Raw genomic sequence first — 13,567 nt, 5'->3', positions numbered from 1 at the left:
ACTGAGACATGAACGGTCAAAACATTCGGATCCGTCTCAAGGCGTTCGACCATCGCGTACTCGATGCGTCGACCCGCGAGATCGTCAACACGGCGAAACGGACCGGTGCACAAGTGCGCGGCCCCGTGCCGCTGCCCACGCGGATCGAGAAGTACACCGTGCTTCGCGGCCCGCATATCGACAAGAAAAGCCGTGATCAGTTCGAGATGCGCACGCATAAGCGCCTCCTCGACATCGTTGATCCGACGCCGCAGACGGTGGACGCGCTGATGAAGCTCGACCTCGCCGCTGGTGTCGACGTCGAGATCAAGCTGTAAGGCGCTCACAAGGGGACACGTCGATGCGTTCTGGAGTGATCGCACAGAAGGTGGGCATGACCCGCATTTATAATGATGCGGGAGAGCATGTGCCGGTAACGGTGCTGAAGCTCGAAAACTGTCAGGTTGTTGCTCACCGGACGGAAGAGAAAAATGGTTACACCGCGCTGCAGGTCGGCGCTGGTCTGGCCAAGGTTAAGAATACGCCGCGGGCAATGCGGGGCCACTTCGCGATCGCGAAGGTGGAGCCGAAGCGCAAGCTGGCCGAGTTCCGGGTCTCCGAGGAGAACCTGATCGAGGTGGGTGCCGAAATCACGGCCGACCACTTCGTCGAGGGACAGTTCGTGGATGTCACGGGGACCTCGATCGGTAAGGGCTTTGCCGGTGCCATGAAGCGTCACAACTTCGGTGGCCTGCGCGCCTCGCACGGTGTGTCGATTTCGCACCGTTCGCATGGTTCGACCGGTCAGTGCCAGGACCCCGGCAAGGTGTTCAAGGGCAAGAAGATGGCCGGCCACATGGGTGCCGAGCAGGTGACGACGCAGAACCTGAAGATCGTCCGCACCGACGTGGAGCGCGGCCTGATCATGATCCAGGGCGCTGTCCCGGGATCGAAGGGTGGCTGGATCGTCATTCGCGACGCCGTCAAGAAGGCGCTGCCGGAAGGCGTGCCGATGCCCGGCGGGTTTCGCGCTGCTGAAGCAGCCGTGGCGGTCGAGAAGGAGAGCGAGTGATGGAACTTGAGGTAAAGACCCTCGAAGGGGCTGCCGCCGGTTCGATCACGGTGTCGGATGAGATCTTCGGTCTCGAGCCGCGCACCGACCTGATCCACCGCGTGGTGCGCTGGCAGCTTGCCAAGCGCCAGGCGGGCACGCACAAGGCGCTGCAGCGTTCGGAAATCAGCGGCACGACGAAGAAGTTCGTCCGCCAGAAGGGTACCGGCGGCGCACGTCACGGTAACAAGAAGGCTCCGCAGTTCCGCGGCGGTGGCAAGGCGCACGGACCGGTGGTCCGCAGCCATGCCCATGATCTTCCCAAGAAGATCCGCGCGCTCGGCCTGCGTCATGCCCTCTCGGCCAAGGTGAAGTCCGAAGGCCTGATCATCGTCGACGAGGCGAAGGCGACCGAAGCCAAGACCAAGGCGCTGAGCGCCCGTCTGGACAAGCTCGGCTTCTCCAACGCGCTGGTGATCGATGGCAGCGAGATCGACGGCAACTTCCGCCTGGCGGCTCGCAACATCCCGGCATTCGACGTGCTGCCGATCGAGGGCATCAATGTCTTCGACATCCTGCGGCGCGAGAAGCTGATCCTGACCAAGGCTGCTGTGTCGGCTCTGGAGGAGCGGTTCAAATGACGACGCTGAAGCACTTCGACACGATCGTCTCGCCGGTGATCACCGAAAAGGCGACCTTCGCATCGGAACAGAACAAGGTTGTGTTCAACGTTTCCGACACCGCGACCAAGCCTGAGATCAAGGCAGCGGTCGAGGCCCTGTTCGGGGTCAAGGTGACGGCCGTGAACACGCTGGTCCGCAAGGGCAAGCAGAAGCGGTTCCGCGGGCGCCTCGGGCAGCAGTCCGACGTCAAGAAAGCGGTTGTGACGTTGCAGGACGGTCAGTCCATCGACGTCACCACGGGCCTTTAAGGGCGGGGTAAGGAAACATGGCACTCAAGACCTTTAATCCGACATCGCCCGGTCGCCGCCAGCTGGTTCTCGTCGACCGCGCGGCGCTCTACAAGGGCAAGCCGGTCAAGACGCTGACCGAAGGACTTTCCAAGTCCGGCGGTCGTAACAACACCGGTCGCACCACCTCCCCGAACCGGGGCGGTGGTCACAAGCGGCGGTACCGGGTGATCGATTTCAAGCGCACCAAGGTGGATGTCTCCGCCACGGTGGAGCGGATCGAATACGATCCCAACCGGACCGCGTTCATCGCCCTCATCAAGTATGAGGACGGCGAGTTGTCCTACATCCTGGCTCCGCAGCGGCTCGCCGTCGGGGACAAGGTTGTGGCCGGCAAGTCGGTCGACGTGAAGCCGGGCAACGCGATGCCGCTGGCGTCCATTCCGGTCGGCACCATCGTCCACAATGTGGAGATGAAGCCGGGCAAGGGCGGTCAGATCGCCCGCTCCGCCGGCGCCTACGTTCAGATCGTCGGTCGCGACCAGGGCTACACCACCATCCGGCTGATGTCGGGCGAGCAGCGCCGGGTTCTCGGCACCTGCATGGCCACCATCGGCGGCGTGTCCAACCCGGACCATGGCAACGTCAATCTGGGCAAGGCCGGTCGGTCGCGCTGGGTTGGCCGTCGCCCGCATGTTCGCGGTGTGGCCATGAACCCGGTCGATCACCCGCATGGTGGCGGTGAGGGTCGTACCTCCGGTGGTCGTCATCCGGTTACCCCGTGGGGCAAGCCGACCAAGGGCAAGCGCACACGGCGCAACAAGGCCACGGACAAGTACATCGTCCGCAGCCGCCACGCGCGCAAGAAGTAAGAGGGGCCGGTCATGGCACGTTCTGTTTGGAAAGGCCCGTTTGTCGACGGCTTTGTGCTGAAGAAGGCAGATAAGGTCCGCGCCTCCGGGCGCAACGAGGTTATCAAGATCTGGAGCCGGCGGTCGACAATTCTGCCGCAGTTCGTTGGTCTGACCTTTGGCGTCTACAACGGCCAGAAGCATATCCCGGTTCTGGTGTCCGAAGACATGATCGGTCACAAGTTCGGTGAGTTCTCGCCGTCCCGGACCTATTACGGCCACGGCGCCGACAAGAAGGCGAAGAGGAAGTAACGATGGGCAAGCCGAAGGGCGAGCGCGCGCTCGCCGACAACGAGGCAAAGGCGGTCGCCCGCATGCTGCGCGTCTCCCCGCGCAAGCTGAACCTTGTCGCGGCATCGATCCGCGGCATGAAGGTCGAAAAGGCTCTTTCCGACCTGACGTTCTCGCGCAAGCGGATTTCCGGGGATGTCAAGAAGGCGCTGATGTCTGCGGTCGCCAATGCCGAGAACAACCATGATCTCGACGTCGACAACCTGGTCGTCGCCGAGGCACATGTGGGCAAGGCATTTGTTATCAAGCGGTTCCAGGCCCGCGCCCGCGGCCGTGTCGGTCGGATCGAAAAGCCGTTTTCGAACCTGACCATCGTCGTCCGCGAAGTCGAGGAGACTGCCTGATGGGACATAAAGTCAATCCGATCGGCCTGCGTCTCGGGATCAACCGGACTTGGGATTCCCGCTGGTACGCCGACAAGGGCGAGTACGGTCAGCTGCTGCACGAGGACTTCCGCATTCGGGAGTACATCCTCAAGGCGCTGAAGCAGGCGGCGGTCTCCAAGGTCGTGGTCGAGCGTCCGCACCGCAAGTGCCGCGTCACCGTTCATTCCGGTCGTCCGGGTGTGGTGATCGGCAAGAAGGGCGCGGACATCGAGAAGCTGCGCAAGGCTCTGTCGCAGATCACCAACTCGGATGTGCACATCAACATCGTTGAAGTGCGCAAGCCGGAGGTGGACGCTCAGCTGGTGGCCGATTCGATCGCACAGCAGCTGGAACGCCGCGTGGCTTTCCGCCGGGCGATGAAGCGTTCGGTGCAGTCGGCGATGCGCATGGGTGCCCAGGGCATCCGCATCAACTGCGGCGGCCGTCTCGGCGGTGCGGAAATCGCACGGACCGAGTGGTATCGCGAGGGCCGGGTGCCGCTGCACACGTTGCGCGCCGACATCGATTATGGCACAGCAACCGCACACACGGCCTATGGCACCTGCGGCGTCAAGGTCTGGATTTTCAAGGGTGAGATCCTGGAGCACGATCCGATGGCGTCCGAGCGGCGCGCGGTCGAGGGCGATGGGTCGAACCAGGGCGGCGGACGCCGCGAGCGCGGCCGCGCAGCCTAACGGCGCCGGTCGGGTCTTGGACAAGAGAGAAGCGAGAGAAGAGCGATGCTGCAACCAAAGCGAACAAAGTTCCGCAAGCAGCACAAGGGCCGGATCCATGGCACTGCCAAGGGTGGCACCGATCTCAATTTCGGCGCCTTCGGCCTGAAGGCCGTTGAGCCGGAGCGGGTGACCGCTCGTCAGATCGAGGCGGCCCGTCGTGCCATGACCCGACACATGAAGCGTGCGGGACGTGTCTGGATCCGCATCTTCCCGGACGTGCCGGTGTCGTCGAAGCCGACCGAAGTGCGTATGGGTAAGGGTAAGGGTTCGCCGGACTATTGGGCCGCCAAGGTCAAGCCCGGTCGGATCATGTTCGAAATCGACGGAGTGCCGGAAGACACGGCACGCGAAGCGATGCGCCTGGCGGCTGCGAAACTGCCGATCAAGTGCCGTTTCGTTCAGCGGATCGCCGACTAGGCGTGACGAGGAGATAAGTGCCATGAAGGCAACGGACGTTCGGGCAAAGACCCTGGACGAGCTGGGAACCGATCTGGAAAGCCTGAAGAAGGAGCAGTTCAATCTGCGCTTCCAGCGGGCGACCGGCCAGCTTGAGAATACGGCGCGTGTGCGCCAGGTGCGGCGCGATATTGCCCGCATTCAGACGATCATGCGCGAAAAGCGCGTGGCGACTAGCGCGTAAGGAGACCGAGATGCCGAAACGCGTGCTGCAGGGCGTCGTGGTGAGCAACGCCAATGACAAGACGGTAACGGTTCGTGTGGAGCGTCGCTTCACCCACCCGTTGTTCAAGAAGACCGTTCGCCGCTCGAAGAAGTATCGGGCGCATGACGAGACCAACGCACATCAGGTCGGGGACACCGTCTCCATTCAGGAATGCGCGCCGATCTCGAAGAACAAAACCTGGACCGTTGTCGAAGGCTCGACTGCGGACTGACGTGACGTCCGGCGTCCGGTCACGGACGCGGTGAAAGAAGAACAAGGCGGCCAGTCATGATTCAGATGCAAACAAACCTCGACGTGGCGGATAATTCCGGCGCCCGTCGTGTCATGTGCATCAAAGTGCTCGGCGGCTCGAAGCGGAAATATGCCAGCGTTGGCGACATCATCGTCGTCAGCGTCAAGGAGGCAAATCCGCGCGGGCGCGTCAAGAAGGGCGACGTGATGAAAGCGGTCGTCGTGCGTACGGCGAAGGATATCCGCCGGGCCGACGGCTCAGTGATCCGATTCGACCGCAATGCGGCGGTTCTGGTCAACAACAACAAGGAACCGATCGGGACCCGTATTTTCGGGCCGGTTCCGCGGGAACTGCGTGCGAAGCAGCACATGAAAGTGATCTCGCTCGCACCGGAGGTGCTCTAATGGCCGCTAAGATCAAGAAGGGCGACAAGGTCGTCGTGCTGACCGGTCGCGACAAGGGCAAGACCGGCGAGATCGTGCAGATCCTGCCGAAGGAAGACAAGGCGCTGGTTCGTGGCGTCAATGTCGTCCAGCGGCACCAGCGCCAGACCGCTCAGGCGGAAGGCGGTATCATCAGCAAGGAACTGCCGGTTCATATCTCGAACCTGGCGCTTGCCGATCCCAAGGATGGCAAGCCGACCCGCGTCGGGTTCCGTGTCAACGACGACGGCACCAAGGTGCGCGTGGCCAAGCGCTCGGGAGATCTGATCGATGGCTGAGACCAAGACCGCGCCGCGGCTGAAGACGGAATACGTTGAGAAGATCCGTCCGCTGTTGCAGGAAAAGTTCAACTACAAGAATCCGATGCAGATTCCCGCGCTTGAGAAGATCGTTCTCAACATGGGTGTCGGCGAGGCCGTCGCGGACAGCAAGAAGGCGAAGATCGCCGCTGAGGACCTGGCGATGATCGCCGGTCAGAAGCCGGTCATCACCACCGCGCGCAAGTCGATCGCGACCTTCAAGGTGCGCGAAGGCATGCCGCTCGGCGCCAAGGTGACGCTGCGCGGCGAGCGGATGTATGAGTTCCTCGACCGGCTCATCACCATCGCCCTGCCTCGGGTGCGTGACTTCCGCGGCCTGAACCCGAAGAGCTTCGACGGGCGCGGCAACTACGCGACGGGCATCAAGGAACACATCGTTTTCCCGGAAATCAACTACGACAAGGTTGATCAAATCTGGGGTATGGACGTGGTGGTTTGCACCACTGCCGACAACGATGACGAGGCGCGCGAGCTTCTGCGCGCGTTCAACTTCCCGTTCCGCAAATAATCGAGCGGGAAAGAACGAGGACAGACGATGGCGAAGAAGAGCGCGATCGAGAAGAACAAGCGGCGCGAGCGGCTCGTTAAGAAATACGCGGACAAGCGTGCTGAGCTGAAGGCGCAGTCGAAAGACGAGACGCTGACGCTGGAAGAGCGCTATGCGGCGCGGCTGAAGCTGGCGAAGCTGCCGCGCAACTCCGCACCGATTCGTGTGCGGAACCGTTGCGAGGTGACCGGGCGTCCGCGTGGTTTCTATCGCAAGTTGAAGATGTCGCGCGTGGCGCTTCGCGAACTGGGCTCCAAGGGCTTGATCCCTGGCCTGGTCAAGTCGAGCTGGTAAGGAGACGTTAGATGGCGCTTTCCGATCCCTTGGGCGATATGCTCACCCGGATCCGCAACGCTCAGATGCGGCGCAAGAGCAAGGTCTCGACCCCCGCGTCAAAGTTGCGTGAACATGTACTCGACGTTTTGGCTGCTGAAGGGTATATCCGCGGTTACTCTACCGTGGAATACGAGGGCGGCAAGTCCGAGCTCGAGATCGAGCTGAAGTACTTCGACGGCGAGCCGGTGATCCGCAGCATCGAGCGGGTCTCGAAGCCGGGTCGGCGGGTGTATTCTTCGGTGAAGAATATTCCGCGGGTTTCGAACGGTCTCGGGGTTTCGATCCTTTCCACGCCGCGTGGCGTGATGAGCGATCACGATGCCCGGGAAAACAACGTGGGTGGCGAGGTCCTCTGCCGCATCTTCTGATGCGGCCCTAGAGGACTCGCGGAACGAAAACTGGACAGGTTGGTCATATGTCTCGAATTGGCAAGAAGCCAGTCCCCGTGCCGAGCGGGGTAACGGCAACGATCAACGGTCGGAATGTTGAGGTCAAGGGCCCGAAGGGACAGATGTCCTTCGTGCTGAACAGCCTCGTTCTGGCCGAAATGACGGATGAGGGGATCAAGGTCGATCCCAGCGTCGACAGCAAGCCGGCGCGTGCGATGTGGGGTATGTCCCGCACCATGATCGCGAACCTGATCACCGGCGTGAGCGACGGCTTCGAAAAGAAGCTGGAGATCACCGGTGTCGGTTACCGCGCTCAGGTGCAGGGCAAGAACCTGCAGCTCGCGCTTGGCTTTTCGCACGACGTCGTCTACGCGGTGCCGGAAGGCATCGAGGTGAAGTGCCCGAAGCCGACCGAAGTCATCGTGTCGGGCATGGACAAGCAGCGTGTCGGTCAGGTCGCGGCGGAAATCCGCGCCTACCGTCCGCCGGAGCCCTACAAGGGCAAAGGCATTCGCTATGCGGACGAATTCATCGTTCGCAAGGAAGGCAAGAAGAAGTAACGGACCGGATCATGGCGAAGACAAATTCAAGCTTCGAGCGCCGCCGCGACCGCGTCCGTCGTTCGATCAAGAAAGTGATGAACGGCCGCCCGCGTCTGTCGGTGTTCCGCTCTTCCAAGCAGATTTACGCGCAGATCATCGACGATGCGAAGGGGCACACGCTGGCCTCCGCCTCGACGATCGAGAAGGACGTCCGCGAGGGTCTGAAGACCGGCGCCGACTCGGCCGCTGCCGCAGCGATCGGCAAGCTGATCGCGGAGCGCGCGAAAGCCGCCGGTGTCACCCAGGTCGTGTTCGACCGCGGTGGCTACATCTATCATGGGCGTGTCAAGGCGCTGGCTGATGCCGCGCGCGAGGGCGGGCTGGAATTCTGATCGTCCCCCTGCGAGACGCTCACAGATAAACGGAAGCGAAAATTATGGCGAGACAGGACACACGGGATCGCGGCGGCGAGCGTGACAGCGAGTTTGTCGACAAGCTCGTTCACATCAACCGCGTCGCGAAGGTCGTGAAGGGTGGTCGCCGGTTCGGATTTGCCGCACTGGTCGTTGTTGGCGATCAGAAGGGCCGGGTCGGCTTCGGCCATGGCAAGGCGCGTGAAGTGCCGGAAGCGATCCGCAAGGCGACGGAAGCTGCCAAGCGGTCGATGATCCGGGTTCCGCTGCGCGAAGGCCGGACCCTGCATCACGATGTCGCCGGACGGCATGGCGCGGGCAAGGTTTTCCTGCGTGCGGCCCCGGCCGGTACCGGTATCATCGCGGGCGGCCCGATGCGCGCCGTGTTCGAGACCCTCGGGGTCCAGGACGTGGTGGCGAAGTCGATCGGCTCGGCGAACCCCTACAACATGGTGCGTGCCACCTTCGAAGCCCTGAAGAAAGAAGACAGCCCGCGCTCGGTTGCTGCGCGTCGCGGTCTCAAGGTTTCGCAGATCCAGGCCCGTCGCCGTGACATCGACGATGGGGCACAGGCCGCTGCCGAGGCTTGATCCTCGGCACGTTTGACCCCAGCTTAGAAAGGCTTGGTTTGATGGCGAACAGCGAAAAGACCGTCACGGTCGAGCAGATCGGTAGCCCGTTGCGGCGCCCGAAGGACCAGCGGGCAACGCTCGTCGGCCTCGGCCTGAACAAGATGCACCGCCGCTCGACGCTGAAGGACACGCCGGAAGTGCGTGGCATGATCCGCAAGGTTCAGCATCTCGTGCGCGTCGTCGAAGACGCGTAAGGGATCGGGAGACAGAACATGAAACTCAATGAACTCCGGGACAATCCGGGCGCGACCAAGGAACGCACGCGCGTCGGTCGCGGTATCGGTTCGGGCAAGGGCAAGACCGGTGGCCGTGGTGTCAAGGGTCAGAAGTCCCGCTCGGGCGTCGCGATCAAGGGCTTCGAGGGCGGCCAGATGCCGCTGCATCGTCGCCTGCCGAAGCGCGGCTTCACCAACATCTTCGCCAAGTCCTTCAACGCCGTGAGCGTTGGTCGGGTGCAGAAGGCGATCGATGCTGGCAAGCTCGACGCCTCGCAGACCGTGACGGTCGAAGCGCTCAAGGCCGCCGGTGTCGTCCGCCGGGTGAAGGATGGCGTCCGCCTCCTGTCGAACGGCGAGCTGACCGCCAAGGTGACCTTCGAGGTTGCCGGCGCGTCCAAGGCGGCCATTGCCGCGGTCGAAAAGGCCGGCGGCAAGGTTGCGATTATCGGATCCCAGGCTGAATAAGCCTGGGGTTCCCCCTTTTCTGCCTGCACATAGTGACCGGAGCCCGGAATGGCATCAGCGGCCGAACAGCTTGCGGCTAATCTGAATTTTTCAGCTTTCGCAAAAGCCGAGGAATTGAAGAAGCGTATCTGGTTCACACTGGGTGCGCTTCTTGTGTATCGGTTCGGCACCTATGTGCCGCTGCCCGGAATCAACCCGGAGGCCTTCGCACAGGCCTTCGGCCAGGCGCAGCAGGGCATTGTCGGGCTGTTCAACATGTTCACCGGCGGTGCCGTGGAGCGCATGGCGATCCTGGCGCTCGGCATCATGCCGTATATCTCCGCCTCGATTATCATCCAGCTTCTGACCTCGGTCGTTCCCTCGCTTGAGCAGCTCAAGAAGGAAGGGGAACAGGGCCGCAAGGTGATCAACCAGTACACCCGCTACGGTACGGTGGTTTTGGCGACCTTCCAGGCCTACGGCATTGCCGTCGGGCTTGAAGGGGCGACCAATGTGGTGGTCGACCCGGGCTGGTTCTTCCGCATTTCGGCAGTGATCTCGCTGGTTGGCGGCACCATGTTCCTGATGTGGCTGGGTGAGCAGATCACCGCGCGCGGCATCGGCAACGGCATCTCGCTGATCATCTTCGCCGGCATCGTCGCCGGTCTGCCGGCCGCCATCGTCTCGACGCTGGAGCTGGGACGGCAGGGCGCTCTGGCGACGCCGATCATCCTCGGCATCATCCTGTTGTCGGTGGCGGTGATCGCGTTGATCGTCTTCATGGAGCGGGCGCAGCGCCGGCTGCTGATCCAGTATCCGAAGCGGCAGATGGGCAACCGCATGTTCGAGGGCAACACCTCGTTCCTGCCGCTCAAGCTGAACACCGCCGGTGTGATTCCGCCGATCTTCGCCTCGTCGCTGCTGTTGGTTCCGGCCACCATTTCGGGCCTTGGCACCACCGGTGGGGAAGACAGCATGCTGACGACTGTGACGGCATTGCTCGGCCATGGCCAGCCGCTGTACATGCTGCTCTACGCGGCGCTGATCGTCTTCTTCTGCTACTTCTACACGGCGATCGTGTTCAATCCGACCGATACGGCCGACAATCTGAAGAAGCACGGCGGCTTCATTCCGGGCATCCGTCCGGGTGAGCGGACCGCGCAGTACATCGATTACGTGCTGACCCGGATCACCAGCGTTGGCGCGATCTACATCGTCCTGGTCTGTCTATTACCCGAATTCCTCATTTCCGCGACTGGCGTTCCGTTCTACTTCGGTGGCACCTCGCTGCTGATCGTCGTCAGCGTGACCATGGATACGGTTTCCCAGATCCAGGGCCATCTGCTTGCGCATCAGTATGAGGGACTGGTGAAGAAAGCGAAGCTCAGGGGGAAGCGTAGATGAGGCTGATTTTTCTTGGCCCGCCGGGGGCCGGAAAAGGGACGCAGGCCACGCGCCTGGTGAAGAAGCACGGTATTCCGCAGCTGTCGACGGGCGACATGCTCCGCGCGGCGGTGGCGGCGGAAACGCCGATCGGGCTCCAGGCCAAGGCGGTGATGGAATCCGGCGGGCTGGTCTCCGACGAGATCGTGATCGGTATCGTTGCCGACCGCATCGAGGAGCCGGACGCGGCCAAGGGGTTCATCCTCGACGGGTTCCCGCGGACGGTGGCCCAGGCCGAGGCGCTGGACAAGATGCTGGCCGAGAAGGAGCTGAAGCTCGATCTCGTGCTGGAGCTGCAGGTCGACCAGACCGCGCTCGTCGACCGGATCGTCAAGCGGGCGGAAGAAGCCCGGGCAAACGGCGAACCGGTGCGCAAGGACGACGATCCGGAGATCTTCCGGCAGCGGCTCGATGCCTACAACCGGGATACGGCGATTGTCGCGCCGTACTACCGGGAGCGCGGCCAGCTTAGCGCCATTGACGGCATGCAGTCGATCGAGGCGGTGGCCGCCCAGATCGACGCCGCACTTGACGCATGTGTCGTGACCGGCTAAGGGTCGCGGCCTGCTAGACAGATTGCCGCCGTTTCCGCGTCCCCGGACGCGGGGCGGCATTTGTTGTGCATGAATTTCCTTCCCGCAGGGGCCGGGCTCCACCGGACGCGGGAGCAACCCAGGTGGCCGCCAATCGTGGCGCCACAAGACATGGAGACGGCAGTGGCCCGTATCGCAGGTGTAAACATTCCGACCAACAAGCGCGTTGTGATCGCGCTTCAGTACATTCACGGCATTGGCCCGAAGTTCGCCCAGGAGATCATCGAGAAGGTGAACATCGCTCCGGAGCGCCGGGTGAACGAGCTTTCGGACGCCGAAGTGCTGGCGATGCGCGAGACCATCGACCGCGACTATATCGTCGAGGGCGACCTGCGCCGTGAAACCGCAATGAACATCAAGCGTCTGATGGACCTTGGCTGCTACCGCGGCCTGCGCCATCGTCGCGGACTTCCGGTGCGCGGCCAGCGTACCCACACGAACGCCCGTACCCGCAAGGGTCCGGCGAAGCCGATTGCCGGCAAGAAGAAGTAATTCATCGGAAATCGGCCCGGTGGAGCCGCCGAGATACGGCGGTGACGAGATCGAGCGAAGGAAAGCAAAATGGCAAAAGATACCACGCGCGTCCGGCGTCGCGAACGGAAGAACATTTCGTCCGGCGTTGCGCATGTGAACTCCACGTTCAACAACACCATGATCACCATCACCGATGCCCAGGGCAACGCGATCTCCTGGTCGTCCGCTGGCGCGATGGGGTTCAAGGGCTCGCGCAAGTCGACGCCCTACGCGGCGCAGATTGCTGCGGAAGACGCGGCGAAGAAGGCTGCCGAGCATGGCATGCGCACCCTCGAGGTTGAGGTTCGCGGTCCGGGTTCGGGACGTGAGTCGGCTCTGCGCGCGCTGCAGGCTGCCGGGTTCATGGTCACCTCGATCCGCGACGTGACGCCGATCCCGCACAACGGTTGCCGTCCGCGCAAGCGTCGCCGCGTCTGATCGACCGGTCCATTCACCCTGATTTCCCAGGCATAGCATGGCCGGTCCGGTGGGGCTGGCGGGACAGCCGGAGGAAGACATTTGAGCATTCACAAAAACTGGCAGGAACTCATCAAGCCGACCAAGCTTGAGGTGAAGCCGGGTCATGATGCGCGCTTTCAGGGCGCGGTCGTCGCGGAGCCGCTGGAGCGTGGGTTCGGCCTGACGCTTGGCAACGCGCTGCGTCGTATTCTGCTGTCCTCGCTTCAGGGCGCGGCGGTCACGGCGGTGCAGATCGACGGTGTCCTGCACGAGTTCTCCTCGATTCCGGGCGTTCGCGAGGACGTGACCGACATCGTGCTGAACGTGAAGGAAATCGCGCTGCGGATGCAGGGCGAGGGACCCAAGCGGATGGTTCTGCGCAAGCAGGGTCCGGGCGCGGTGCTGGCCGGTGACATCCAGACGGTGGGCGATGTCGAGGTTCTGAACCCCGATCTCGTTCTTTGCACCCTCGACGAGGGCGCGGAGATCCGCATGGAATTCACCGTCAACACCGGCAAGGGCTATGTTGCGGCCGAACGCAATCGCCCGGAAGACGCCCCCATCGGGCTGATCCCGGTCGACAGCTTGTACTCGCCGGTCAAGAAGGTGTCCTACCGGGTGGAAAACACCCGCGAGGGGCAGGTTCTCGACTATGACAAGCTGACGCTGACGGTGGAAACCGACGGCTCGGTCACGCCGGAAGACGCGGTCGCTTTCGCTGCCCGCATCCTGCAGGATCAGCTTTCGATCTTCGTCAACTTCGAAGAGCCGCGCCGCGAAGTGAAGGAGGACACCGTCCCCGAGCTCGCGTTCAACCCGGCGCTTCTCAAGAAGGTCGACGAGCTGGAACTGTCGGTCCGTTCGGCCAACTGTCTCAAGAACGACAATATCGTGTATATTGGCGATCTGATTCAGAAGACCGAAGCGGAGATGCTGCGGACGCCGAATTTCGGACGCAAGTCGCTGAACGAGATCAAGGAAGTTCTCGCCCAGATGGGTCTCCATCTCGGCATGGAGGTCGCCAACTGGCCGCCGGAGAACATCGACGATCTCGCCAAGCGCTACGAGGATCACCAGTACTAGGACGCGGCCCTTCGCGTCTTCCAAAGGCAAAAGG

Annotated in this window: 26 protein-coding genes; all 26 read left to right on the top strand. The window is 62.6% G+C overall.

Going from position 1 to position 13,567, the window contains the following annotated elements; genetic code table 11:
• Nucleotides 1–8: 8 nt before the first annotated feature.
• The 26 genes from rpsJ (at nt 9) to IEV83_RS04325 (ending at nt 13,533) form a co-directional block, all read left to right on the top strand.
• Nucleotides 9–317 (top strand): 30S ribosomal protein S10, encoded by a 309-nt coding sequence (gene rpsJ, locus IEV83_RS04450; protein WP_067216522.1) that lies wholly within the window; start codon nt 9–11, stop codon nt 315–317.
• A gap of 23 nt (nt 318–340) precedes the next feature.
• A complete protein-coding gene (gene rplC, locus IEV83_RS04445) occupies nt 341–1,051 on the top strand; it encodes a 50S ribosomal protein L3 (protein ID WP_181758800.1) in 711 nt (236 codons plus the stop codon).
• A complete protein-coding gene (rplD, locus tag IEV83_RS04440; protein ID WP_181758947.1) occupies nt 1,051–1,671 on the top strand; it encodes a 50S ribosomal protein L4 in 621 nt (206 codons plus the stop codon). Before rplC ends, rplD begins: the two co-directional genes overlap by 1 nt.
• A complete protein-coding gene (locus IEV83_RS04435) occupies nt 1,668–1,961 on the top strand; it encodes a 50S ribosomal protein L23 (protein ID WP_181758801.1) in 294 nt (97 codons plus the stop codon). Before rplD ends, IEV83_RS04435 begins: the two co-directional genes overlap by 4 nt.
• 17 nt (nt 1,962–1,978) lie before the next feature.
• On the top strand, nt 1,979–2,812 hold the full coding sequence (gene rplB / locus IEV83_RS04430) for a 50S ribosomal protein L2 (RefSeq protein WP_181758802.1): 834 nt from the start codon (nt 1,979–1,981) through the stop codon (nt 2,810–2,812).
• A gap of 12 nt (nt 2,813–2,824) precedes the next feature.
• Complete coding sequence (gene rpsS / locus IEV83_RS04425; RefSeq protein ID WP_181758803.1) at nt 2,825–3,103, top strand: 30S ribosomal protein S19; 279 nt, start codon at nt 2,825–2,827, stop codon at nt 3,101–3,103.
• Nucleotides 3,104–3,105: 2 nt separating this feature from the next.
• A complete protein-coding gene (rplV, locus tag IEV83_RS04420) occupies nt 3,106–3,486 on the top strand; it encodes a 50S ribosomal protein L22 (protein ID WP_181758804.1) in 381 nt (126 codons plus the stop codon).
• Nucleotides 3,486–4,202 carry a 30S ribosomal protein S3 gene (rpsC, locus tag IEV83_RS04415; RefSeq protein ID WP_181758805.1) on the top strand — a complete coding sequence of 239 codons (717 nt, stop codon included), beginning with the start codon at nt 3,486–3,488 and terminating at the stop codon, nt 4,200–4,202. Before rplV ends, rpsC begins: the two co-directional genes overlap by 1 nt.
• Before the next feature lie 45 nt (nt 4,203–4,247).
• Nucleotides 4,248–4,661 (top strand): 50S ribosomal protein L16, encoded by a 414-nt coding sequence (rplP, locus tag IEV83_RS04410; RefSeq protein WP_029057575.1) that lies wholly within the window; start codon nt 4,248–4,250, stop codon nt 4,659–4,661.
• A gap of 22 nt (nt 4,662–4,683) precedes the next feature.
• The gene (gene rpmC / locus IEV83_RS04405; RefSeq protein WP_181758806.1) at nt 4,684–4,884 is read left to right on the top strand and encodes a 50S ribosomal protein L29; all 201 of its coding nucleotides are present in this window, start codon (nt 4,684–4,686) and stop codon (nt 4,882–4,884) included.
• Between the two features lie 10 nt (nt 4,885–4,894).
• Nucleotides 4,895–5,137 carry a 30S ribosomal protein S17 gene (rpsQ, locus tag IEV83_RS04400; protein ID WP_181758807.1) on the top strand — a complete coding sequence of 81 codons (243 nt, stop codon included), beginning with the start codon at nt 4,895–4,897 and terminating at the stop codon, nt 5,135–5,137.
• A gap of 56 nt (nt 5,138–5,193) precedes the next feature.
• On the top strand, nt 5,194–5,562 hold the full coding sequence (gene rplN / locus IEV83_RS04395) for a 50S ribosomal protein L14 (protein WP_181758808.1): 369 nt from the start codon (nt 5,194–5,196) through the stop codon (nt 5,560–5,562).
• On the top strand, nt 5,562–5,879 hold the full coding sequence (gene rplX, locus IEV83_RS04390; protein ID WP_181758809.1) for a 50S ribosomal protein L24: 318 nt from the start codon (nt 5,562–5,564) through the stop codon (nt 5,877–5,879). The genes rplN and rplX overlap by 1 nt, the downstream gene beginning before the upstream one ends.
• A complete protein-coding gene (gene rplE / locus IEV83_RS04385) occupies nt 5,872–6,429 on the top strand; it encodes a 50S ribosomal protein L5 (RefSeq protein ID WP_181758810.1) in 558 nt (185 codons plus the stop codon). Before rplX ends, rplE begins: the two co-directional genes overlap by 8 nt.
• A gap of 27 nt (nt 6,430–6,456) precedes the next feature.
• Entirely contained in the window at nt 6,457–6,762 is a 306-nt protein-coding gene (rpsN, locus tag IEV83_RS04380; protein WP_181758811.1) for a 30S ribosomal protein S14, read from the top strand.
• Between the two features lie 11 nt (nt 6,763–6,773).
• Nucleotides 6,774–7,172 carry a 30S ribosomal protein S8 gene (gene rpsH / locus IEV83_RS04375; protein WP_181758812.1) on the top strand — a complete coding sequence of 133 codons (399 nt, stop codon included), beginning with the start codon at nt 6,774–6,776 and terminating at the stop codon, nt 7,170–7,172.
• Nucleotides 7,173–7,219: 47 nt separating this feature from the next.
• Nucleotides 7,220–7,753 (top strand): 50S ribosomal protein L6, encoded by a 534-nt coding sequence (gene rplF, locus IEV83_RS04370; RefSeq protein ID WP_181758813.1) that lies wholly within the window; start codon nt 7,220–7,222, stop codon nt 7,751–7,753.
• 11 nt (nt 7,754–7,764) lie between these two features.
• Nucleotides 7,765–8,127, top strand: coding sequence for a 50S ribosomal protein L18 (gene rplR, locus IEV83_RS04365; RefSeq protein WP_181758814.1), 363 nt, complete (start codon nt 7,765–7,767; stop codon nt 8,125–8,127).
• 44 nt (nt 8,128–8,171) lie between these two features.
• Entirely contained in the window at nt 8,172–8,738 is a 567-nt protein-coding gene (gene rpsE / locus IEV83_RS04360; RefSeq protein ID WP_181758815.1) for a 30S ribosomal protein S5, read from the top strand.
• Between the two features lie 41 nt (nt 8,739–8,779).
• On the top strand, nt 8,780–8,974 hold the full coding sequence (gene rpmD, locus IEV83_RS04355; RefSeq protein ID WP_181758816.1) for a 50S ribosomal protein L30: 195 nt from the start codon (nt 8,780–8,782) through the stop codon (nt 8,972–8,974).
• Between the two features lie 18 nt (nt 8,975–8,992).
• Entirely contained in the window at nt 8,993–9,463 is a 471-nt protein-coding gene (gene rplO, locus IEV83_RS04350) for a 50S ribosomal protein L15 (RefSeq protein WP_181758817.1), read from the top strand.
• A 48-nt stretch (nt 9,464–9,511) separates the two neighbouring features.
• Nucleotides 9,512–10,846, top strand: coding sequence for a preprotein translocase subunit SecY (gene secY, locus IEV83_RS04345; protein WP_181758818.1), 1,335 nt, complete (start codon nt 9,512–9,514; stop codon nt 10,844–10,846).
• Nucleotides 10,843–11,439 (top strand): adenylate kinase, encoded by a 597-nt coding sequence (locus IEV83_RS04340; RefSeq protein ID WP_181758819.1) that lies wholly within the window; start codon nt 10,843–10,845, stop codon nt 11,437–11,439. Before secY ends, IEV83_RS04340 begins: the two co-directional genes overlap by 4 nt.
• Nucleotides 11,440–11,601: 162 nt before the next feature.
• Complete coding sequence (gene rpsM / locus IEV83_RS04335) at nt 11,602–11,970, top strand: 30S ribosomal protein S13 (RefSeq protein WP_181758820.1); 369 nt, start codon at nt 11,602–11,604, stop codon at nt 11,968–11,970.
• A 69-nt stretch (nt 11,971–12,039) separates the two neighbouring features.
• Nucleotides 12,040–12,429, top strand: coding sequence for a 30S ribosomal protein S11 (gene rpsK, locus IEV83_RS04330; RefSeq protein ID WP_181758821.1), 390 nt, complete (start codon nt 12,040–12,042; stop codon nt 12,427–12,429).
• An 81-nt stretch (nt 12,430–12,510) separates the two neighbouring features.
• Entirely contained in the window at nt 12,511–13,533 is a 1,023-nt protein-coding gene (locus IEV83_RS04325) for a DNA-directed RNA polymerase subunit alpha (RefSeq protein WP_181758822.1), read from the top strand.
• The last annotated feature ends 34 nt before the right edge of the window (nt 13,534–13,567 follow it).

The organism is Stappia taiwanensis, from assembly GCF_014635285.1.
In the GTDB taxonomy this organism is placed as follows: domain Bacteria; phylum Pseudomonadota; class Alphaproteobacteria; order Rhizobiales; family Stappiaceae; genus Stappia; species Stappia taiwanensis.
Note: the sequence above shows the minus strand (reverse complement) of the source record. Positions and strands in the feature narration are given on the sequence as shown.

Bases quoted from the DNA above. Each gene is read 5' to 3' on its own strand.
- rplC (WP_181758800.1), top strand. From the start codon at position 341: ATGCGTTCTGGAGTGATCGCACAGAAGGTGGGCATGACCCGCATTTAT.
- rpmD (WP_181758816.1), top strand. From the start codon at position 8,780: ATGGCGAACAGCGAAAAGACCGTCACGGTCGAGCAGATCGGTAGCCCG.
- secY (WP_181758818.1), top strand. From the start codon at position 9,512: ATGGCATCAGCGGCCGAACAGCTTGCGGCTAATCTGAATTTTTCAGCT.
- rplP (WP_029057575.1), top strand. From the start codon at position 4,248: ATGCTGCAACCAAAGCGAACAAAGTTCCGCAAGCAGCACAAGGGCCGG.
- rpsC (WP_181758805.1), top strand. From the start codon at position 3,486: ATGGGACATAAAGTCAATCCGATCGGCCTGCGTCTCGGGATCAACCGG.
- rpsJ (WP_067216522.1), top strand. From the start codon at position 9: ATGAACGGTCAAAACATTCGGATCCGTCTCAAGGCGTTCGACCATCGC.
- rpsS (WP_181758803.1), top strand. From the start codon at position 2,825: ATGGCACGTTCTGTTTGGAAAGGCCCGTTTGTCGACGGCTTTGTGCTG.
- rpsK (WP_181758821.1), top strand. From the start codon at position 12,040: ATGGCAAAAGATACCACGCGCGTCCGGCGTCGCGAACGGAAGAACATT.
- rplX (WP_181758809.1), top strand. From the start codon at position 5,562: ATGGCCGCTAAGATCAAGAAGGGCGACAAGGTCGTCGTGCTGACCGGT.
- rplR (WP_181758814.1), top strand. From the start codon at position 7,765: ATGGCGAAGACAAATTCAAGCTTCGAGCGCCGCCGCGACCGCGTCCGT.
- rpsH (WP_181758812.1), top strand. From the start codon at position 6,774: ATGGCGCTTTCCGATCCCTTGGGCGATATGCTCACCCGGATCCGCAAC.
- rplO (WP_181758817.1), top strand. From the start codon at position 8,993: ATGAAACTCAATGAACTCCGGGACAATCCGGGCGCGACCAAGGAACGC.
- rpsN (WP_181758811.1), top strand. From the start codon at position 6,457: ATGGCGAAGAAGAGCGCGATCGAGAAGAACAAGCGGCGCGAGCGGCTC.
- rplN (WP_181758808.1), top strand. From the start codon at position 5,194: ATGATTCAGATGCAAACAAACCTCGACGTGGCGGATAATTCCGGCGCC.
- IEV83_RS04435 (WP_181758801.1), top strand. From the start codon at position 1,668: ATGACGACGCTGAAGCACTTCGACACGATCGTCTCGCCGGTGATCACC.
- rplE (WP_181758810.1), top strand. From the start codon at position 5,872: ATGGCTGAGACCAAGACCGCGCCGCGGCTGAAGACGGAATACGTTGAG.
- rpsE (WP_181758815.1), top strand. From the start codon at position 8,172: ATGGCGAGACAGGACACACGGGATCGCGGCGGCGAGCGTGACAGCGAG.
- rplB (WP_181758802.1), top strand. From the start codon at position 1,979: ATGGCACTCAAGACCTTTAATCCGACATCGCCCGGTCGCCGCCAGCTG.
- IEV83_RS04340 (WP_181758819.1), top strand. From the start codon at position 10,843: ATGAGGCTGATTTTTCTTGGCCCGCCGGGGGCCGGAAAAGGGACGCAG.
- rpsQ (WP_181758807.1), top strand. From the start codon at position 4,895: ATGCCGAAACGCGTGCTGCAGGGCGTCGTGGTGAGCAACGCCAATGAC.
- rplD (WP_181758947.1), top strand. From the start codon at position 1,051: ATGGAACTTGAGGTAAAGACCCTCGAAGGGGCTGCCGCCGGTTCGATC.
- rplV (WP_181758804.1), top strand. From the start codon at position 3,106: ATGGGCAAGCCGAAGGGCGAGCGCGCGCTCGCCGACAACGAGGCAAAG.
- rplF (WP_181758813.1), top strand. From the start codon at position 7,220: ATGTCTCGAATTGGCAAGAAGCCAGTCCCCGTGCCGAGCGGGGTAACG.
- rpmC (WP_181758806.1), top strand. From the start codon at position 4,684: ATGAAGGCAACGGACGTTCGGGCAAAGACCCTGGACGAGCTGGGAACC.